Below are 19,932 nucleotides of genomic sequence, written 5' to 3' on the forward strand. Positions count from 1 at the left end.
AAGGGCCCGTCCCCCCCGCCACCCCAGCCACTCATACCTAACTGCTGGGCACGTCCCAGTCCATGAGGGTTGAACGGATCAGGAAACGTTTGCCTTCAGGGGATTCCACCGAGAACCCGCTGCCTCGGCCAGGAACCACATCAACTGTGAGGTGGGTGTGGGACCAGTAGTTGAACTGCTCTTTGGACATCCAAAAGTCCAAGGGCTTCGACTCTCCTCCGGTTCCGATATCGAAGCGGCCCAGAAGGACATCAGAGTCGCCGGTGAGGAACTCCCCCGCGGGATAGCACATAGGTGCAGAGCCGTCGCAGCAACCACCCGACTGGTGGAACATAAGCGGCCCGTGCTGGTCCCAAAGTTTGCGGAGGAGTTCCACGGACACCGCGGTGAGCGCCACCCGGGAGAAATCCTCCCCGGGCAGCGTCACCGCAGCTTCCAAGCTGGTGTTGTCCATCAGAACTTCAGGACCACTCGGCCGTCGATCTTGGCGTGCTTCATCTCGTCAAAGACCGCGTTGACTTCGGAGAGTTCCCGGGTGGAGACCGTTGGCTTGATCTTTCCCTGGGCGTAGAACTCCAGTGCTTCCTCCAGGTCCTGCCGCGTTCCCACGATCGAGCCGCGGACCGTAAGGCCCTTGAGGACGATCTCGAAGATCGGCGCCGGGAAGTCTCCCGGAGGCAACCCATTGAAAACGATCGTTCCACCACGGCGCGCCATGCCGATCGCCTGGCCGAAGGCCGAAGGGTGAACCGCTGTCACCAAGACACCATGGCAGCCACCCGTTTCACGTTGGATGACCTCTGCCGGGTCCTCATGCAGGGCGTTGACGGTCAGCTCGGCGCCGTGTTCGCGGGCCAGCGCCAGCTTGTCGTCGGCAATGTCCACTGCCGCGACCCGGAGCCCCATGGCCACCGCATACTGCACGGCGATGTGCCCCAGTCCCCCGATGCCGGAGATGGTGACCCACTGACCGGGCCTGGCCTCGGTCATCTTCAGGCCCTTGTAGACCGTAACCCCGGCACACAGAACCGGCGCGACTTCCACCGGATCCGAGCCTTCCGGGATGCGGGCAGCAAAGCGCGTGTCAACCAGCATGTACTCGCCGAACGAGCCGTCAACGCTGTAACCACCGTTCTGCTGCGACTCACACAGTGTTTCCCAGCCGGTGCGGCAGTACTGGCAGTCACCGCAGGCGGACCACAGCCAAGCGTTGCCCACCATGTCCCCTACGGCAACGTCCGTGACGCCCTCGCCAAGGGCCACGACTTCACCCACTCCTTCATGGCCGGGAATGAAAGGCGGTGTCGGCTTAACCGGCCAGTCTCCTTCAGCGGCGTGGAGGTCTGTGTGGCAAACCCCCGACGTGATGACACGGACCAGCGCCTGGCCGGGGCCCGGCGTCGGCCTTTCCACTTCCTTGACCGTAAGGTCGGTTCCGAATTCGGTGACTACTGCAGCTCGCATGGTTGTGGACATTGAAGATCTCCTTTGATCGACGAACAGGACGGGTTTAGAAGAAGCCGAGCTTGTTCTCGTTGTAGCTGACCAGGAGGTTCTTGGTCTGCTGGTAGTGGTCCAGCATCATGGCGTGGTTCTCACGGCCAATACCTGAGGACTTGTAGCCGCCGAAAGCGGCACCTGCCGGGTAGGCGTGGTAGTTGTTGACCCACACGCGGCCGGCCTGGATTTCCCGGCCTGCGCGGTAGGCGACATTTCCGTTGCGTGACCAGACTCCTGCGCCAAGACCGTACAGCGTGTCGTTGGCGATGCCGATGGCGTCGTTGTAGTCGCTGAAACTGGTCACGGACACCACCGGCCCGAAGATTTCCTCCTGGAAGATTCGCATCCGGTTGTGGCCCTCGAAGATGGTGGGCTGGACGTAGTAGCCGCCGGCGAGGTCACCGGACAGTTCGGCCCTGGCGCCGCCGGCGAGTACCTTGGCGCCCTCCTGCTTTCCGATGTCGATGTAGGACAGGATCTTCTCCAACTGGTCATTCGAGGCCTGGGCACCCACCTGGGTGTCGGTGTCCAGCGGGTTGCCCTGGATGATCTTGTTGGTCCGGGCCACGACGTCCGTCATGAAGGAGTCGTAGATGCCTTCCTGAACGAGTGCGCGGGACGGGCAGGTGCAGACTTCGCCCTGGTTGAAGGCAAAGAGAGTGAAGCCTTCCTGGGCCTTGTCATAGAAAGCATCGTTCTGGGCGGCGACGTCGTCGAAGAAGATGTTCGGGCTCTTGCCACCCAGTTCCAACGTGACGGGAATGAGGTTGTTGGACGCGTACTGGCTGATGAGGCGGCCGGTGGTGGTTTCACCAGTGAAGGCGATTTTACGGATCCGGGAGCTGGAAGCGAGGGGCTTTCCAGCCTCAACACCGAAGCCGTTGACAACGTTCACCACACCTGCCGGCAGGAGGTCTCCAATGAGTTCCATGAGCACCAGGATGGACGTGGGCGTCTGCTCGGCGGGCTTGAGCACCACTGCGTTGCCTGCTGCGAGTGCCGGTGCCAGCTTCCACACTGCCATGAGGATGGGGAAGTTCCAGGGGATGATTTGGCCTACAACGCCCAGCGGCTCTTTGAAGTGGTAGGCCGTGGTGTCCTCATCCAGCTGGGAGAGGTGGCCTTCCTGCGCACGGACGGCGGAGGCGAAGTAGCGGAAGTGGTCGGCCGCCAACGGGATGTCGGCGTTGAGGGTTTCGCGGACGGGCTTGCCGTTGTCCCACGTTTCCGCCACCGCGAGAAGCTCCACGTTCTCGTCGATGCGGTCGGCAATCTTGTTCAGGATGGCTGCACGTTCCGTGGCGGACGTCTTGCCCCATGAGGGTGCAACCTTGTGGGCGGCGTCCAACGCCAGCTCGATATCCTCGGAGGTGCCGCGGGCAACTTCGCAGAAAGCCTTGCCCGTAACGGGGGTGATGTTCTCGAAATATGCGCCCTTGACCGGGGCAACCCATTCTCCGCCGATCCAGTTCTCGTAACGGTCCTTGAAGGTGACCTTGGAACCCTCGGCACCTGGCTGTGCATAAACGGTCATTGCTAGCTCCTTTGCTGCGAATCACGGTGGCTGTCGCCGTTGATCCGAGCCTAGGAGCTAAGAGGTTGCAGCTACGTTGCAACCATGTGAGTCAGCTCACGCTTTGAGTTCCGTTTCGATTCGTTCGAGGTCAGCCACCACCGCGGCCCGCTTGGGCGAGCGCGGCGGCAGCAGCTTCAGGACGGCAAGGCGGAGGTCGACGTCGTACTTCGCATCGGGCAGCTCAGCGTACTTGAGGAGCGAATCAACGCTGCCGTCGCTGAGCAGCGCCTCACGCAGCAGGTGCGAGACCCGTTCGCGCAACTGCACGACGCCGGGCGCCTCCGAGCGTGGCAAGAGCCCACCTTTGTAGATTTCCAAGGCGATGCGGTGGGCACCGCGTTGGAGGCAACTGAGCACCTGGCCGGAGTCGGGAAGCAATTCCACCGGCAGGCGGTAAGGACGGGATCCGGGGACAGCCTCCGGGCTTAATTCCTGGATGACTTTTCGGAGCCGCACCATTTCCGCGCGAAGTGTCACGGCAGAACCATCCCCGGGATACAGCTGGGTGCACAGGTCTTCAGCACTGAGCCCGGCTGGGTGATGGCTCAGGATGGCAAGAATCTCGCTGTGCCGGGCAGACAGGGAAACCGTCCGTCCGTTGATGCTAAGCAGGGCTTGGTCACGGCCCAATAGCTGGAGGCTGTTCCGGTAGAGCGTGCGGCCGGAGGCGGCAGCCGCGCTCCGGCGTCGAGGTTTGTCCTTGACGGCGGCGGCGAGCGTCAGTCGTTCAATACGGAGCTGAGCCTGAGCGGCGGCAACGGTAGCCTCCACCAACGAAAGAGTATGCGCGGCGACGGCGGTTTCCGTGCCAGTGATATCCACAACGCCCAGTACTGCGCCGGAATCGGGGTCATGGAAGGGAACAGCCGTACAACTCCAAGGATGGACCGATCGCTTGAAGTGTTCCGCCCCGGAAATTTGGATGCTGCGGTCCAAGGCCAGAGCAGTCCCGGGTGCGCTGGTGCCAACGGAGGCCTCGGACCAGTCCGCGCCGGCGACGAACATCATGCTTTCAGCCCGGCGCTGCATGGCCGGATCACCATCCACCCACAAGAGCCGGCCGACGTCGTCGCCCACTGCCACCAGCAGCCCGCTGTCATGGCTGGGCTGAACCAAAAGCTTCTTGATCACGGGCATGATCGTCGCCAAGGGGTGCTGCCTGCGGTACTCCTCCAACTCATCCCCATCCATTGCGAGGGGAGCCTCGGCGACGTCGGGGTTGGCCTGCAGAGTTGCCGAGCGTTGCCAGGATTCCCGTACCAAGCGGCGCAATCCGACGATGTCCTCAGGCTTCCCGAGACGCAAGGAGTCCAGACGCTCGTGGCCGGTAAGGGCACGCTTCTGCAACAGCTCCGCGGCTTCGCTGCCTGGAACCGGCGGATGGACTGGATTCCTCATCGAACTCCCTGAGCGTCCTGTGCATGTGGTGGGCGGCACAGTACCGTGAAGTCTAGTTCGCGTAGAGGAGATTGTCAGCCGCGGGAGATCCGGATCATTTCCTCGCGTGGCACAACCTTGATGCGCTCGCGGACCACGCCGTTAGCTTCGCCGGCAGACCACTCAGCACCCAAGGCGACTTCATGGGCATCCAGCATGTTCCAGCCCTCCCACGTTGTGTATTGGACGCCGCGCTCCTCAAGGAGGTCGATGATGGCTTGGGGATCCGGGTTCTCCGCAGGGGGCAGATTGAGCCTGTCTTCGAGGAGGAAGCCGATGGTCTCCAGCGCATCACCCTTGGTGTGCCCGATCAGCCCGACCGGTCCCCGCTTGATCCAGCCTGTGGCGTAGATTCCCGGGACGGGCTTGCCGTCGGCATCCAGGACGCGACCGCCGTCGTTCGGTATGACACCGCGGCGGGCGTCGTACTCAAGTTCCTCCAAGGGGGAACCGTGGTAGCCGATGGCGCGGTAGACGGACTGAACGGGGTATTCGATGAACTCGCCGGTGCCCTTGACGTTGCCGGTTCCGTCCAACTGCATGCGCTCAAACTTGATGCCGGAGACCTTCCCCGGCGCCTCAGGCGAGTCGAGGATCTCCACCGGGCTGTGCAGGAAGTGCAGGTGCAGGCGCCGCGACGACGGCTGCTCCGATTCTGCGTGCTCCTCCACCAGCCAGTTGGTCATGGTGTTGACCATGGTCTTGATCTGGTTATTTGTCTTGATGGCTTCATCCGAGGCCTCGTCGAACTCGAAGTCCTCCGGGTACAGGACGATGTCCACATCCTTGCAGTGGGACAACTCGCGCAACTCCAACGGCGTGAACTTCACCTGTGCGGGTCCCCGGCGACCGAAGACGTGAACGTCGGTGACCGGCGACTTCTTGAGCCCGGCGTAGACGTTGCCCGGAATCTCCGTGACCAGGAGTTCCTCGGGATGCTTGACCAGCATGCGGGCCACGTCCAGTGCCACGTTGCCGTTGCCGATCACGGCGATTTCCTTGGCATCCAAGGGCCAGTCCCGGGGGACATCGGGGTGTCCGTCGTACCAGGAAACAAAGTCTGCGCCGCCGAAGGAGCCCTCCAGCTCGACACCAGGGATCTTCAAGTCTGCGTCTTTGATGGCGCCCGTGGAGAAGATCACGGCGTCGTAGAACGCACGGAAATCGTGGAGAGTGAGGTCCTTGCCGTAGGTCACGTTGCCGAGGAAGCGGATATCGCCGCGGTCCAATACCTTGTGCAGCGCATTCACGATGCCCTTGATCCGCGGGTGATCCGGCGCCACCCCGTAGCGGATCAGGCCGTACGGCGCGGGATATGCCTCGAAGAGATCGATGCTGACCTCCACATGCCCGTCTTTGACCTCGTTCGATTTGGTCAGGATGTCCGCGGCGTACACGCCTGCGGGTCCTGCACCAACGATCGCAACGCGAAGCGGACGATTGGGGGTTGTTGCGGCTGAGTTGGACACCGTTACCCTTCCGAAGCAGTGAGCCACGCCGTTGTTGGGGCGCGCAGATTCCAATTCTAGATGTCGACCTTACGCCGGACCGCCTATATGGCAGGAGTCACAGAAATTGCCAAAGATTGCGGAATATTGCGCGTGCAGGTGGTGTTGGCGACAATGTGTCGACTCCGGAACAGATAGCTGCCAATTCTCCCTCTTCAAACCAGCCAACGACGACGACGGTCGGTGGCGGCGGTGGCGGTAACGGCGGTTCCGCTAAACCTGGCAGCAAGCCGGTCCGGAGCGAGTCGACGGCGGGAATCCTGTTCGGTATCGGCGCTTACGGCCTGTGGGGCTTGCTTCCCCTGTACTTCTTCGTCCTGATGCCGGCCAGTGCAACCGAGATCGTGGCCAACCGGATCGTTTGGTCCTTGCTCTTCTGCGCACTGCTGATCACCATCACGCGGGCATGGAAGACATTCTGGGCGGCCGTGAAAGATCGCAGCATTTTCGGGCCCCTGGCGCTGGCGGCAGTTCTCATTGCCATCAATTGGCTCACGTATACTTTCGGGGTCACCACGGGTCATGCCGTTGAGACTTCCCTGGGTTACTTCATCAACCCGTTGGTCTCGGTATTGCTCGGTGTTTTCGTCCTCAAAGAAAAATTGCGTCCCCTGCAGTGGGCTGCTGTGGGCATCGGCTTCGTGGCCGTGGGGGTCCTGACCTTCTCCTACGGACAGCTTCCGTGGATCGCCCTGATACTGGCCTTCAGCTTCGGGCTGTACGGCTTCGTGAAGAAACGCGTCGGTCCCAAGGTTGACGCACTCACGAGCCTTAGCGTGGAAACGGTGGTGCTGGCTCCCTTTGCAGCCATCACCATGGTTGTCCTCGCGGTAACCGGCGTCGAAACCCTTACCACGCTAGGCGCGGGCCACTTCTGGCTGCTGGTGGCTTCCGGTGTCATCACGGCCGTACCCCTACTGTTCTTCGGCGCCTCAGCCCGCCGTCTTCCCATGACCACCATCGGCCTGCTGCAGTACTTCGCGCCGGTCCTCCAGTTCGTCGTGGCGCTGACCGTGTTCAACGAGACCATGACTACTGCCCGCTGGATCGGTTTCTGCGTGGTGTGGTTGGCGCTGGTGTTGCTGACCATCGACATGCTTCGCACCACGCGGAAAAACTCGGTGCTGAAGAAGAGGGCCCGGCTGGCGGCTTCTGACTCGTAGGCCTTCCTGCCCCAGATGCCCCGAGACCGCGGGAACGGTGCGAGAACGCCCGAACGCTCGGGCGAACTCGAGACATTCCCGCGAACTCGGCGTTGACCCACCCCCGCAGGCTCGCGAACTCGGCGGTGCACCGCTTAAACGCAGGAGGAGGGCCGGGGTGTCCCCGGCCCTCCTCCCAAACCAAGCGTGAGTTCTTACGCGTGAGCCTTGATGGCTGCTGCGAGGACCTCGAGGCCGTCAATGAGCAGTTCGTCGCTGATGACCAGCGGCGGGAGCAAGCGGATGACGTTGCCGTAGGTGCCACAGGTCAGGATGACGACGCCTTCCTTGAGGCAAGCGGCAGCAACAGCCTTGGTGAGCTCAGCGTTCGGCTCCTTGGAACCGGGCTGGACGAGCTCGATGGCCAGCATGGCCCCGCGGCCACGGATGTCGCCAACCACGGAAACTTCGGCTGCCAGTTCGCGGAGCTTGCCCAGGGCGAGCTCTTCGATGTGGCGTGCACGGCCGTTGAGGTCGTGCTGTTCCATGGTGTCGATGGCTGCGAGTGCTGCTGCGCAAGCAACCGGGTTGCCACCGTAGGTGCCGCCGAGGCCGCCCGGGTGGACGGCGTCGAGCAGGTCTGCGCGGCCGGTGATAGCGGACAGCGGGAGGCCGCCGGCAATGCCCTTGGCCATGGTGATGATGTCCGGGACAACACCTTCGTGGTCAACAGCGAACCATTCGCCCGTGCGGCAGAAACCGGACTGCACCTCGTCAGCGATGAAGACGATGCCCTTTTCCTTGGCCCATGCGGACAGTGCCGGCAGGAAGCCTTCGGCCGGAACGATGAAGCCGCCCTCGCCCTGGATGGGCTCGATGATGATAGCGGCAACCTGGTCGCCACCGATCTGCTTCTCGATCATGGTGATGGCGCGCTTGGCGGCCTCGGCACCGGTGATTTCCGGGTTCTCTTCACGGAACGGGTAGCTCATGGGCATGCGGTAGACCTCGGGCGCGAACGGGCCGAAGTTGGTTTTGTACGGCATGGCCTTGGCAGTCAGAGCCATGGTCAGGTTGGTGCGGCCGTGGTAGGCGTGGTCGAAAGCAACCACGGCGTCGCGGCCGGTGGCCAGGCGTGCAACCTTGACGGCGTTCTCTACGGCTTCAGCGCCGGAGTTGAACAGCACGGTGCGCTTGGCGTGGTCGCCCGGGGTGAGGCGGTTGAGCTGCTCGGCAACTGCAACGTAGCCCTCGTACGGGGTGACCATGAAGCAGGTGTGGGTGAAGTGCGCAGCAGCTTCCTGGACAGCGGCGACGACGGCGGGGTCGGACGCGCCGACGCTGGTCACGGCGATGCCGGAGCCGAGGTCGATGAAGGAGTTGCCGTCGACGTCGCGGATGATGCCGCCGTCGGCGTCTTCAACGTAAACGGGGACGCCTGAGGCGACGCCTGCAGCAACGACGGCGGCGCGACGCTCGGCCAGTGCCTGCGACTTGGGGCCGGGGAAGGCGCCGTTGATGTTGCGCTTCTGCTCGATGCGGTACGAGAGTTCGTTCGCGGTGGTGGTCATGAGGTGGTTGCCTTTCTGGGAAATTCGTACGGGTTACGCGAACGCGTTATGCAACTGAGTTATGCATCTAATGCACTCATCACGTGCTTGATGCGCGTGTAGTCCTCAACGCCGTACATGGAGAGGTCCTTGCCGTAGCCGGACTGCTTGAAGCCGCCGTGCGGCATCTCTGCCGTCAGGAGGATGTGGGTGTTGATCCAGACCGCACCGAAGTCCAGGTCGCGGCTCATGCGCATGGCCGTGCCGTGGTCGGTGGTCCAGACGCTGGAAGCCAAGGCGTATTCGACGTCGTTGGCCAGTTCGAGCGCTTCTTCTTCGGTGCTGAACTTCTGGACGGTGATGACCGGGCCGAAGGTTTCCTTCTGCACGATGTCGTCAGTCTGCTTGGCGCCGGAGATGATGGTGGGCTCGAAGAAGAAGCCCTTCTCGCCTGCTCGGTGGCCACCGGTTTCGATCTTGCAGTTGGCCGGGAGGTTCTCCACCACGGAGGTCACGGCGTTGAAGTGGTTCACGTTGTTGAGCGGGCCGAAGTAGTTGTCTTCGTCGTTCTGCGAACCCGTGTGCAGAGTCTTGGTGTGCTCCACCATTGCTGCCACGACGTCGTCGTGGACTGAGTCCTCCACCAACACGCGGGTGATGGCCGTGCAGTCCTGGCCTGCATTGAAGAACGCGAACTCGGCGATGGCCGCGGCGCTCTTCTTGATGTCGGCATCCTTGAAGACGATTGCCGGGGCCTTGCCGCCGAGTTCCAAGTGGGCCCGCTTGAGGCCCTTGGCTGCGCCGCTTGCCACAGCAATGCCGGCGCGGACGGAGCCCGTGATGGACACCAGGCCGGGGACCTTGTGGTCAACCATCATGGCGCCGGTTTCGCCGGTGCCCAGGACAACGTTGAGGACACCGGCCGGGAAGATCTCGCCGGCCAGGCGTGCCAGCACCAGAGTGGATTCGGGGGTGGTGTCCGAAGGCTTCAGGACAATTGTGTTGCCTGCTGCCAGTGCGGGGCCGATCTTCCAGATGGCCATCAGGAACGGGTAGTTCCACGGAGCAACCTGGGCCACGACGCCGATCGGTTCGCGGCGCACGTACGAGGTGTGGCCCTCGAAGTATTCGCCCGCGGACTTGCCTTCCATGATGCGGGCTGCACCGGCGAAGAAGCGGAGCTGGTCGGCGCCTGCGGCAACTTCCTCGGAGGCGATCAGGGAACGGACCTGACCGGTGTTGCGGTGCTGGGCTTCCACGAGTTCGTCGCTGTTGGCCTCGACGGCGTCTGCGAGTTTGAGGAGCATCAGCTGGCGCTGGCCGGGGGTGGCCTTCTTCCACGACTTGAAGGCCTGGTTGGCCGCGGTCATGGCGGCGTCCACATCGGCCTGAACCGAAATGGGCGACTTGGCAACGATTTCCCCGGTGGCGGGGTTCACGATGTCCAGGAGACCCGTACCTGCCGGCGTAACGAATTCGCCGTTGATGAAGTTCTGCAAGGTTTGAACCACGGTGTGCAACCCTCTTTCGGAGTCTGGGCATGGGTTTAGCTGATCAGAGCCTATGCCAGGGAGGGGGTCCAAGGAATAGCCAGCTGCACACACAAGGACCCCCCGCTTAGTGCGCTTGCCCAGTGCCGGGTTACGCTTTAAAGCATGGCAATGTCCCTCGCTTCGCTCGTCGCTGTCCCCTCACTGAAACTCCGCCAGGCCGGCCTTGCCGAAACCACGTGGAACCAGGACATCAGTTGGGTTGCGGTGACGGAACTGGAAGATCCCCAGCGCTTCCTTAGCGGCGGAGAATTGGTCCTCACCACCGGCCTGCGCCTCAAGAGTGCCGCCGACCAGCGGCGCTTCGTCCGCCAGGCCCAACGCGCTGGTGCCGTCGGGATCGGTTTTGGCATCGGCCTCACCCACGAGTCCGTTCCGGAAGCACTCATCGCGGAAGCCAACCGCTGGGGCTTGCCCCTGGTGGAAGTCCCCTACGAGATCCCCTTCATCGCGATCGGCAAACTCGTGGCGGAATCGCACTCTGCCGACCATTACTCCAACTTGGAACGACTCCTCGCCGGGCACCAGATCCTGGCACGCTCACTCCTCACCGGCGGAGGCCTGAACGAACTTCTCAAGCAACTGGGCAGCATGCTCCGCACTGATGTGGTGCTCACCCAGTTCAGCGCGCAGCTCTACAACAGCGTGGCGGGGAAACCGGCCCCGACGGCGGATGGCTGGGCTTCGTATCCGATTCCCACCGGCCGCAGGGATGCCTGCACGCTCTGGTTGCGGCAACCCTTCGTCGATTCCGGAATCGTCAGTTACGCGCAGAACCTGATCAGCGTGGAGCTCAACAACATGGTCAAGCAGCGCCAGGCCCAGCGCGCCATGGCAGGACAGGTGCTGGACGACGTCATCCACGGCACGCTTGAGAGCATCGAGGCCGCCCGGCGCCTGGCGGGCGTGGGCATCAACAGCACCCGGAAGAACGTTGTGCTCGTGGCAGAGTCCACGGCACACCACAAACAACTGATCAGCATTTCGCTGCCCCAAGCACTGGAAGCCGGCGTCAGCGCCGTCGTCGGGAAGGACTTGGTCACCGTCATCAGCGACGACGGCAGCTCGGCCACGGCTTTGGCCAAGAGCCTTAGCGATCATTTGCAGGAAGCCGGCATCCACGCCGTCATCGGTATCGGCGGCGCCTACACGAAGCCGAACGGCCTGCGTTGGAGCTACTTTGAAGCGCGCGACGCCGTGGCGCACGGCTTGCCGGTCAACGAGCCGGAGCGCCTGAGCCTTACATCCCTGCTGCTTGCCAGCGAGGATGTTCCGTTGGCGGATATGGCCAGCGAGTCCCTCACTCCGCTGCGGAAGTTCGACGCCGCCCACGGGGCCGAACTGGTGGCCACATTGGAGAGCTACCTGAACCACAACGGCTCAGTAGCTGCCGTGGCCGAAGCCCTCACCTTGCACCGCAACACGGTGCGTTACCGCCTGGCTCAGATCACCGAATTGACGGGCTACGACCCCTCCCAGACGCAGGACCGTGTGCAGCTCTGGTTGGCGTTGGCGGTCCAGCGCTTGGGGTCGCGCAACCCTCGCTAGGCCCCCTGCAAGCCCGTGCGGAGAGCTTCGCCACAAAACCCTAGACATTAGACGTCAAACGTCTAACCTTTAGATATGGCCGCGACGACTCCTCTTACCCCCAGCACCGGAAACATCCCTACTGTGAGCCCTGCCCAGGCTGCCCCTGCGCTTTCGGCAAGTTCCGCAGTCCCCAAGACGCGCGTCGTCGCCGTCGTCGGCATTATTGCCGTGGTGCTCATCGGCCTGAACCTGCGAGCGGGCATCACCAGCGCCGCAGCCTTGTTCCATGACCTGCAGCAGGTACTGGGTTATGGCGCCCTGGTGGCATCCATCCTGCCGTCCATCCCGCTGCTGTGCTTTGCGGTTGCAGGCATGGGAACGTCCTGGCTGACCCGCCGGGTGGGCGTGGAAAAGGCGATCGCCATCGCTTTGGCACTGCTGGCTGGCGGCTTGCTGGTGCGTGGCATTCCGGTGACGGGCGCCCTCCTTGGAGGCACAGTCCTGGCAATGTCCGGCCTTGCCGTGTGCAACGTGGCCATGCCGTCCTTCATCCGTGAGCACTACTCCGAGCGCACCTCCATGATGACCGGCCTCTACACTTTCACCATGTCAGGCGGAGCCACCTTCGCTGCAGTGGTCAGCGTTCCGCTGGCCCAGGAGCTCGGCTCGCCGTCCATTGGCCTGGCTGCTTGGGGCCTGTTGGGCGTCGCCGCTCTGTTGGGTTTCCTGCCGGTAGTCCTGCACACGCACCGGAAGGCCACCAAGACCGATCGTCCGCGGGTCTCCATGTGGCCCCTGTTGCGCACCCGTTTGGGCCTTCTGATCACCGCGATCTTCACCTTCCAGGCTTTCCTCGCCTACGCCGTGATGAGCTGGTTCGCTTACATCCTGACGTCTCAAGGTCTCAGCCCCTCCGAGAGCGGCCTGCAGTTCGGTGTGATGCAACTGGTTTCCGTCGCTGCCGGCATGATCCTGCTCGCATTCGGTTCCCGGCCCCGCATGCTCCGCCCCGCGCTGTATCTCGCCAGCAGCTCCACCTTGCTGGCCATCGCCGCCATGGTCTGGCTGCCGACGTCGTTGGCGGTTGTACCCGCAGTGCTCTTCGGCTTCGGCTTGGGCATCTTCCCGCTGGTCTTGGTGATCATTAGCCGCAGCGGTCGTTCGACGGCGGAAACCACCGCGCTCTCCACCATCGCCCAATCGCTGGGATACTTGATTGCGGCAATTGGCCCCTTTGGCATGGGGCTTCTCCACAGCGCCACTGGCGGCTGGGTGCTGCCGCTGAGCCTGCTGTCCATCGTGGCCGTGGCGCTCATGGTTACCTGCCACCTGCTCACGAGCAAGCGCACTGCCACCAAGACCGGACCGAGGACAGCATGACCCTGACCCCTTCGCATCGCCCGGCCCTTGCCGAGGAGATCACCGCCAAGCTGCGGGACATGATCAAGTCCGGTGAATGGCCGCTTCAGGAGCGGATTCCTGCCGAACCCGAGCTCATGTCCACCCTTGGTGTTTCGCGGGGAACCCTGCGCGAAGCCATTAAGGCGCTGGCACACTCGGGCATGTTGGAGGTCCGCCGGGGAGATGGCACGTATGTGCGGGCGAACAGCGAGATGTCCGGTGCAGCCCAGCGCATGTACTTGGAGCACACGCAGGAACACATTGTGGAGGTCCGCCTCGGCTTGGATACCCAGGCTGCCCGATTGGCCACCAAGCACGCCACTGTTGAGGATTTGGCCGAAATGCGCCGCCTCCTCGCACTCCGACATGATGCCTGGCAGGCCGAGGACTACCCCACGTGGGCCAGCGCCGACTGGGAATTCCACGAGCGCGTTGCGTTGGCGTCAGGAAATCCCTTGCTGCACCAGTTGTACGTGTCGTTCGGCGGAGTGTTCCATAACGACCTCCTCCGGCAGCAGCGCAAGGGCGGCTTCAACGGCATCCCCCGCGAAGGCCACGACGAACTGGTTGATGCCTTGGAAGCCCACGATCCCGATGCCGCCGTGCGCAGCGTCTACCGGAACCTTGACTACTGTTCGGATCAGGCGCCGCGTTAGCCAGGCCCCTTCACGGCTAGGTGGTTTCAATTCCGGCCCCGGCCGCATCCCTGAATCCCGCATTGATCAGCACCACCTCGCGCCCTGCCCGGTTCAGGAGACTCGCTGCCACACTTGCCCGATATCCCGTGGCACAGTGCACCCAGATCCTGGTGTCCGGCAGCTCAGTGATCCTGCCGAGCAGCTCGTAAACCGGAATGTTAAGCGCTCCCTTGATATGGGAGGCCATGTATTCCTCCGGGCGGCGAACGTCCAGGACCTCGTCCTCCGGCTCCCGGTCCCTGAGCAGCACAGCCCAGTCCCCGTGCCCGTAGCTTGCCCGCGGATGGTCGGGGGCCAACGCGCCAACGTTCGGAACCGTGGATTCAGGCCCGACGGCGGCATCCGGGCTGTCGATTCCGATCCTCGCCAGGTCACGGATCGCCTTTTCAACCTCGCTGAGCGGGCCCAGTAGCGTGAGCGGCTGGTCCCAGGGGATCACCCAGCCGAGGTAGCTGGTGAAATTCTCCCCATGGCCGTACTCGAAACTCACGCTGCCCTGGAGGTGGCTGTCTGCGAACGCCACGCGATGCCTCAGATCCACCACCCACTCCCCTGCCCTCAAGCGTCGGCCCAGTTCCTCAGCGTCCACGGAGTCCGGGACGTCAAGGATTGCCGGGTCCGGGCCGGCGGCATTCAGCGGGCTCATGTGGGCGTAATACGCCGGGTAGGCTGTGATGTTCTCCAGCAACTGCGAGACGAAGTGGTCCTCGCTGGGATCTGTCAGGGCGTGGTTTGACGCGGCTTGCTCGCCGATTGTCGAGGCCTCCTGATGGCTCGCGGGACCGATGGAACAGAACGATCCAAAGCCATGGGTCGGATAGAGTGCCGCATCAGGTGCCGCGGAGTCGACCAGGCGCCGGACCGACGAGTACTGCTCATGGGCCAACTTCGCGGTGTCATGCGGAGAGACCAGGTCCGTCCTCCCAACTGAACCGTAAAGCAAGCTGCCGCCGGAAAACACGGCCTCCGTGCCGCCGTCGTGCGTGTCATCCCGCACCACATAGGAGAGGTGCGTGTGCGTGTGGCCAGGTGTCGCAATGACCGAAACGGAAAGCCGGCCTACGCGAAGAACCTGGCCGTCAGTGACCGGCACACGGGTGAACGAGACCTCATCAGCGGCGTTCACCAAGTATTCGGCGCCATGATTCTCCGCCAGGACGAGGCCGCCAGTGACGTAGTCGTTGTGGAGGTGTGTTTCGGCAACGTGGGTGATCCGGACGCCGGCCTTTTCAGCCGCCGCCTCCACCCGGTCGATGTCCCGCTGGGGGTCGATCACCAACGCCACCGAGCCGTCGTGCACCAGATAGCTGCGGTCTCCCAGCTGCGGAGTTTCGATGACGACGACGTCCATGACTCAGGGTACCGCCGAGTGACACAGAGCGAGCTTAAAAGCATTGCGGGGCCACTCGAACTGAGTGACCCCGCAAGCAAAAGAACCGGACGTACTAGACCTGTGCGGCTACTCCATCACGGGAAATGTTGACCATGTCTTCGCGCGGCACAACCTTGATGCGTTCACGCTTGACCTCCACGCCATGGGAGGTGCCAGCCTCGGTGGCTGCTGCGCCGAGAGCGAGCTCGTGCGCGTCCAGGGCCAGCCAGCCTTCCCAGCTCGTGAACTTCACGCCGCGGGCATCGAGCAGATCCACCACGGCGTCTGCCTCGGGAACCTCGGCGACCGGCAGGGTTTCGCGGTCCTCCAGCAAGTAGGTGACGGTTTCGAGGGCATCGCCCTTGGTGTGGCCGATGAGGCCAACCGGACCGCGCTTGATCCAGCCCGTTGCGTAGAGGCCCGGTACGTGCTGACCGTCAGCGTCCAGGACACGGCCGCCGTCGTTGGTGACGACGCCCTTCTTGTGATCGAACTCGACGTCCGGCAGGGCCGAACCGAAGTAGCCGATGGAGCGGTACACGGCCTGGACCGGGTAGTCGATGAATTCGCCGGTGCCGCGGGCGTTGCCGGTACCGTCCAGCTCGGTGCGCTCGAACTTGATGCCGGCAACCTTGCCCGGGGTTTCCGGGGAGTCGACGATTTCCACCGGGCTGTGCAGGAAGTGCAGGTGCAGGCGGCGGGAAGCCGTGAGCTCGGAAAGATCCTCGGGCTGCTCGGCGATCCAGTTGGTGAGAGTGCCAACCATGGTCTTGGTCTGGTTGTTCGTCTGGACCTGGCGATCGGACTCTTCGTCGAATTCGAAGTCCTCGGCGTAGAGGATGATGTCTACGTCCTTGGAGTGCGAGAGTTCGCGGAGTTCCAGCGGGGTGAACTTCACCTGGGCCGGGCCGCGACGGCCGAAGACATGAACGTCAGTGACCGGGGAATTCTTCAGGCCGGCGTAAACGTTGTCCGGGATTTCGGTGACCAGGAGGTCATCGGCATGCTTGGAGAGGACGCGGGCCACGTCCAGGGCCACGTTGCCGTTGCCGAGGACAGCGATTTCCTTGGCATCCAGCGGCCATTCGCGGGGAACGTCAGGGTGTCCGTCGTACCAGGACACGAAGTCGGCGCCGCCGAAGGAACCTTCAAGCTCGATACCCGGGATGTTCAGGTCGGCGTCCTTGATGGCGCCGGTGGCGAAGATGACGGCGTCGTAATGCTTGCGGAGGTCCTCGATGGAGATGTCCGTGCCGTAGTCCACGTTGCCGAAGAAGCGGATGTCACCGCGGTCCAGGACCTTGTGCAGGGCATTGACGATGCCCTTGATGCGGGGATGGTCCGGTGCCACCCCGTAGCGGATCAGGCCGTACGGTGCCGGGTAGCGGTCGAAGAGGTCGATGCTGACGTTGAGTTCGCCGCTCTTGACGGCCTCGCTCTTGGTCAGGATGTCCGCTGCGTAAACGCCGGCCGGGCCGGAGCCGATGACGGCGACGCGAAGCGGACGGTCCGCAGAACCTACGGGGGTGCTAATTGACACGGCTGTGTTCCTTCTTCTTCTCAGTTACTGCGGACGCGGGGACGATTTGGGGTGATAGTGCTGTAGTCAGCGGTCTTGAAGTGCTGCGGTGCAAAGGGGCTGACACGGACCACATCGCCGATCACAATGACCGCCGGGTTGGCCACGCCGACGGCTTCCGCCTGGTCCGCGATGGTTCCCAAAGTGCCGATGGTGACGCGCTGATCCGGCAAATACCCGTTCTCTACGATACCTACTGGTGTGTCCAAAGGCAGACCCGAGCCCGCCAGCTCAGCCGCGGAATCGCGCAATTGCGCCACTCCCATGAGCAACACCACAGTGTGATCGGGGCGTGCCGGGACCTCGGACAGCTCTTCGTGCCCGGTGACCACGCTGAAGCCCTTGGCCAGGCCGCGGTGCGTCACGGGGATACCCGCGGCTGCCGGAACGGAAATCGCAGACGTTACGCCGGACACCACTTCAACCTCGACGCCGTTCTGGCGGCAGAACTCTGCCTCTTCGCCTCCGCGGCCAAGGACGTACGGGTCGCCGCCTTTGAGGCGGACCACCCGGTTGCCCTTGAGGGCTTCGTCGACGAGGATCCTGTTGATCTCGAGCTGCGGCACGGGATGGTGGCCGGGCGTTTTGCCGACCTCGATCACGCGGACATCCGGGGCTAGTTCCTTGAGCAGGTCACGCGGGCCAAGACGGTCAGCAACTACGACGTCGGCCTGGCCCAGCAGGCGGCGACCACGGACTGTGATGAGTCCTGAGTCGCCGGGACCGCCACCTACCAAAGCGACAGAGCCGAGCGAGCCATCGGTTCCCGGCTTGCGATGACGGCGGAGCGGCAGGTCACCCGTTTCAAGGGCCGTGGCTACGGCATTCCGAAGCGCCATGGCACGGCGCGGGTCTCCCCCGGCGTTGATGGCGATCTTGACGTCGTCCACCACGGCAACGGCGGGTGTCCACGCGGCTGATGCTTCGTGGTCCGAGGCGTTGACGCACCAGATGCGCTGCGCCTCAGCGTCGGCAGCTACCTGGGTGTCCACAGCGGGGGTGCCAGTGGCGGTCTGAGCGAACCAGACGCCGTCGAGGTCCGACGTGCGGTACGCGCGCTGCTCCCAGGTGAGGAGACCGGAAGTGGCGAGACCGCGAAGTGTGTCGGTGGCAACGGGAGCGACCACGGTGACTTTCGCACCGGCGTCGAGCAGTCCCTTGGCTCGACGCTCCGCGACGGGGCCGCCGCCAACCACCAGCACCGGGCGCCCGAGCAGCCGCAGCGCGGTGGGGTAAATGTCCTGTATTGCCATGAAAAAACTGTAGGGCTGCGCCGTAACATGCTTCAAAGGCTCGGAAACACCCGGTAACGCTGGGTAATCCAACGTCACATAATTCCCGGCTTAGTTCGGGGAAACACTGTCTTTTAGTGTCAGGTAATAGGCGCGCTGTTCCTTGCCCAGGTGCTCGATCGCGTAACGAAGCGCCGTCCGCGGCATGGTGGCTGCGTGTTCGTCGAGGAATGCCAACAGACGCTCGCGACTGCTGCGTCCGGCGTCGCGGACCCAACCGCCCACCGCTTTGTGGATGAGGTCTTCTTTGTCCTGAAGGAGGATCCCGGCGATGGCGAAGGTGTCATCCAATTGGCCTTCGCGAATGAACGCCGACGTCGCAACTATGGCCGTCCGGCGCTCCCACATGTTCTCCGAACGGGCCAGTTCGTACAGCGGATCCCGCGGCTTATCCATGAGCCAACCGCCCACCACGCGCCCCGCACCCAAATCCACCAGGTCCCAATTGTTGATGCGGTCGTGCCTGCGCAGATAGAGCTCGTACAGTTCCCTGCGGCGATCTTCCGTGGTCTTCTTTTTCTGCGCTTGAAGGGCCATGATCTTTACGGCTCCGGCTCGGGCCTCGTGGATATCCTCTTCCAAGAGCTTCTCGATCTCAGCCAGGGGCATGGCCGCGAACTCTTTGCCAAGCGTGAAAACCTCACCCATGCGGACGCCCAAGAAGAAATCACCCTCGGCGTAGTCGCCCTTGCCGGTCTTGAAGTACCGCTGGTATTTGGCCTGCTCCACATCGGATTGCCGTGCTTGGAGCCGTGCCAGGAACTCGACGGCGGTGGGCTGGGTACCCGGTGCCAGCGCGGCTTTGGGAGCCTTGGCTGTCTTGGGAGCCTTCCCGGCTTTGGGAGTCTTAGCAACCTTGGGGGTCATTCATCAATAATGCGCCTAAAAGACCGACCAGCCAGTACGCGTGGTGAATTCGTCCAGCGCGGCCACGCCGGCCACGGAATTCCCGGACCGTCCCAGGCCAGGGCTCCACACACTGATGGAGCACTTGTTCGGTACCACGGCCACGATCCCTCCGCCCACGCCGCTCTTGCCAGGAAGGCCCACACGATACGCGAATTCGCCCGCGGCGTCGTACGTTCCGCAGGTAAGCATGACCGCGTTGATCCTCTTGGTCTGTGCCGGCGACAGCAAAAGGGTCCCGTCCGTTCCCAAGCCGTTGGCGGCCAGGAAACGGGTTGCGAGCGCCAGGTCTTCACACGTCATGGCCAGGGCGCACTGCTTTGCGTAGGAGTCCAGGACGTCATCCACCGGGTTCTCCAGGTTGCCGCAGCTCGCCAGGAAATGGGCCAAGGAGGCGTTTCGGTGGCTGTTGGCCAGTTCGGAATCGGCAACGTGGTGATCGGTGTCGATGCTTTCCTTGGTGGTCTCTTGCCGCATCAGATCCCTCACGGCGTGCGCGGCATTGCCTGTGATGCTGAGGAGCCTGTCCGTCACCACGATTGCGCCGGCGTTGATGAAGGGGTTCCGGGGGATCCCTTCCTCGCTTTCCAGCTGGATCAGCGAGTTGAACGGGTTGCCCGAGGGCTCCCGGAAGACGCGCTTCCAGATCCCGTCGCCGTCGAATGCCAATACCAAGGCGAGCGCAAAAACCTTGGAGATGCTTTGGATGGAGAAGTCCACGTGGGCGTCGCCGGCTGAATAGACCTCGCCGTCCCGGGTTGCCACGGAGATCCCGAATTGCTGGGGATCCACGGCCCCAAGCTGGGGGATGTAATCAGCAACGTTGCCCTGGCCAACATGCGGCTGCACAGCCCCGACGATGTCGTCGAGGAGATTCTGGATGTCCACGCT

Annotated in this window: 16 protein-coding genes; 4 read left to right on the forward strand and 12 right to left on the reverse strand. The window is 63.2% G+C overall.

Annotated features, from left to right (window positions below; all coding sequences use genetic code 11):
- Positions 1–37: 37 nt before the first annotated feature.
- The 5 genes from A477_RS0100695 to A477_RS0100715 form a co-directional block, all read right to left on the reverse strand.
- Positions 38–454, reverse strand: coding sequence for a DUF779 domain-containing protein (locus tag A477_RS0100695; protein WP_017197125.1), 417 nt, complete (start codon positions 452–454; stop codon positions 38–40).
- Entirely contained in the window at positions 454–1,476 is a 1,023-nt protein-coding gene (adhP, locus tag A477_RS0100700) for an alcohol dehydrogenase AdhP (protein WP_017197126.1), read from the reverse strand. Before adhP ends, A477_RS0100695 begins: the two co-directional genes overlap by 1 nt.
- Positions 1,477–1,510: 34 nt before the next feature.
- Positions 1,511–3,034: an acetaldehyde dehydrogenase ExaC gene (gene exaC, locus A477_RS0100705; RefSeq protein ID WP_017197127.1), complete on the reverse strand. Its 1,524-nt coding sequence runs from the start codon at positions 3,032–3,034 to the stop codon at positions 1,511–1,513.
- A 96-nt stretch (positions 3,035–3,130) separates the two neighbouring features.
- Positions 3,131–4,474, reverse strand: a complete 1,344-nt coding sequence (locus tag A477_RS0100710; RefSeq protein ID WP_017197128.1) for a GAF domain-containing protein — start codon at positions 4,472–4,474, stop codon at positions 3,131–3,133.
- 74 nt (positions 4,475–4,548) lie between these two features.
- On the reverse strand, positions 4,549–5,982 hold the full coding sequence (locus tag A477_RS0100715; RefSeq protein WP_017197129.1) for an FAD-dependent oxidoreductase: 1,434 nt from the start codon (positions 5,980–5,982) through the stop codon (positions 4,549–4,551).
- A gap of 116 nt (positions 5,983–6,098) precedes the next feature.
- Here A477_RS0100715 and rarD point away from each other — a divergent pair, with 116 nt between their 5' ends.
- Positions 6,099–7,184: an EamA family transporter RarD gene (gene rarD, locus A477_RS0100720; RefSeq protein WP_017197130.1), complete on the forward strand. Its 1,086-nt coding sequence runs from the start codon at positions 6,099–6,101 to the stop codon at positions 7,182–7,184.
- 194 nt (positions 7,185–7,378) lie between these two features.
- Here rarD and gabT read toward each other — a convergent pair whose 3' ends face one another.
- Both gabT and A477_RS0100730 read right to left on the reverse strand, forming a co-directional pair.
- Positions 7,379–8,734: a 4-aminobutyrate--2-oxoglutarate transaminase gene (gabT, locus tag A477_RS0100725; RefSeq protein WP_017197131.1), complete on the reverse strand. Its 1,356-nt coding sequence runs from the start codon at positions 8,732–8,734 to the stop codon at positions 7,379–7,381.
- A gap of 59 nt (positions 8,735–8,793) precedes the next feature.
- The gene (locus A477_RS0100730; protein WP_026005257.1) at positions 8,794–10,224 is read right to left on the reverse strand and encodes a gamma-aminobutyraldehyde dehydrogenase; all 1,431 of its coding nucleotides are present in this window, start codon (positions 10,222–10,224) and stop codon (positions 8,794–8,796) included.
- A gap of 144 nt (positions 10,225–10,368) precedes the next feature.
- Between A477_RS0100730 and A477_RS0100735 the strand changes: the two genes are divergently transcribed.
- The 3 genes from A477_RS0100735 (at position 10,369) to A477_RS0100745 (ending at position 13,850) form a co-directional block, all read left to right on the forward strand.
- On the forward strand, positions 10,369–11,811 hold the full coding sequence (locus tag A477_RS0100735) for a PucR family transcriptional regulator (RefSeq protein ID WP_026005258.1): 1,443 nt from the start codon (positions 10,369–10,371) through the stop codon (positions 11,809–11,811).
- 75 nt (positions 11,812–11,886) lie between these two features.
- Entirely contained in the window at positions 11,887–13,173 is a 1,287-nt protein-coding gene (locus A477_RS0100740) for an MFS transporter (RefSeq protein ID WP_017197132.1), read from the forward strand.
- Positions 13,170–13,850 (forward strand): FadR/GntR family transcriptional regulator, encoded by a 681-nt coding sequence (locus tag A477_RS0100745; protein ID WP_017197133.1) that lies wholly within the window; start codon positions 13,170–13,172, stop codon positions 13,848–13,850. The genes A477_RS0100740 and A477_RS0100745 overlap by 4 nt, the downstream gene beginning before the upstream one ends.
- Positions 13,851–13,866: 16 nt before the next feature.
- On the opposite strand, the gene A477_RS0100750 is transcribed toward A477_RS0100745, so the two are convergent.
- The 5 genes from A477_RS0100750 to A477_RS0100770 all read right to left on the reverse strand — a co-directional run bounded on the left by A477_RS0100750 (position 13,867) and on the right by A477_RS0100770 (position 19,929).
- Entirely contained in the window at positions 13,867–15,243 is a 1,377-nt protein-coding gene (locus A477_RS0100750) for an MBL fold metallo-hydrolase (RefSeq protein WP_017197134.1), read from the reverse strand.
- Positions 15,244–15,337: 94 nt separating this feature from the next.
- Positions 15,338–16,804, reverse strand: a complete 1,467-nt coding sequence (locus A477_RS0100755; protein WP_017197135.1) for an FAD-dependent oxidoreductase — start codon at positions 16,802–16,804, stop codon at positions 15,338–15,340.
- 20 nt (positions 16,805–16,824) lie between these two features.
- Positions 16,825–18,096: a uroporphyrinogen-III C-methyltransferase gene (gene cobA / locus A477_RS0100760; RefSeq protein ID WP_026005259.1), complete on the reverse strand. Its 1,272-nt coding sequence runs from the start codon at positions 18,094–18,096 to the stop codon at positions 16,825–16,827.
- 90 nt (positions 18,097–18,186) lie between these two features.
- Positions 18,187–19,002: a DNA alkylation repair protein gene (locus A477_RS0100765; protein WP_017197137.1), complete on the reverse strand. Its 816-nt coding sequence runs from the start codon at positions 19,000–19,002 to the stop codon at positions 18,187–18,189.
- A gap of 15 nt (positions 19,003–19,017) precedes the next feature.
- Entirely contained in the window at positions 19,018–19,929 is a 912-nt protein-coding gene (locus tag A477_RS0100770; protein WP_017197138.1) for a glutaminase, read from the reverse strand.
- Between the last annotated feature and the right edge of the window lie 3 nt (positions 19,930–19,932).

The sequence above is a fragment of the Arthrobacter sp. M2012083 genome (assembly GCF_000281065.1).
Lineage (GTDB): Bacteria > Actinomycetota > Actinomycetes > Actinomycetales > Micrococcaceae > Arthrobacter.

Excerpts from the sequence above, each read along its gene's own strand:
- A477_RS0100695 (WP_017197125.1), bottom strand. The coding sequence starts at position 454 with ATGGACAACACCAGCTTGGAAGCTGCGGTGACGCTGCCCGGGGAGGAT.
- adhP (WP_017197126.1), bottom strand. The coding sequence starts at position 1,476 with ATGTCCACAACCATGCGAGCTGCAGTAGTCACCGAATTCGGAACCGAC.
- exaC (WP_017197127.1), bottom strand. The coding sequence starts at position 3,034 with ATGACCGTTTATGCACAGCCAGGTGCCGAGGGTTCCAAGGTCACCTTC.
- A477_RS0100710 (WP_017197128.1), bottom strand. The coding sequence starts at position 4,474 with ATGAGGAATCCAGTCCATCCGCCGGTTCCAGGCAGCGAAGCCGCGGAG.
- gabT (WP_017197131.1), bottom strand. The coding sequence starts at position 8,734 with ATGACCACCACCGCGAACGAACTCTCGTACCGCATCGAGCAGAAGCGC.
- A477_RS0100735 (WP_026005258.1), top strand. The coding sequence starts at position 10,369 with ATGGCAATGTCCCTCGCTTCGCTCGTCGCTGTCCCCTCACTGAAACTC.
- A477_RS0100740 (WP_017197132.1), top strand. The coding sequence starts at position 11,887 with ATGGCCGCGACGACTCCTCTTACCCCCAGCACCGGAAACATCCCTACT.
- A477_RS0100745 (WP_017197133.1), top strand. The coding sequence starts at position 13,170 with ATGACCCTGACCCCTTCGCATCGCCCGGCCCTTGCCGAGGAGATCACC.
- A477_RS0100750 (WP_017197134.1), bottom strand. The coding sequence starts at position 15,243 with ATGGACGTCGTCGTCATCGAAACTCCGCAGCTGGGAGACCGCAGCTAT.
- cobA (WP_026005259.1), bottom strand. The coding sequence starts at position 18,096 with ATGGCAATACAGGACATTTACCCCACCGCGCTGCGGCTGCTCGGGCGC.
- A477_RS0100765 (WP_017197137.1), bottom strand. The coding sequence starts at position 19,002 with ATGACCCCCAAGGTTGCTAAGACTCCCAAAGCCGGGAAGGCTCCCAAG.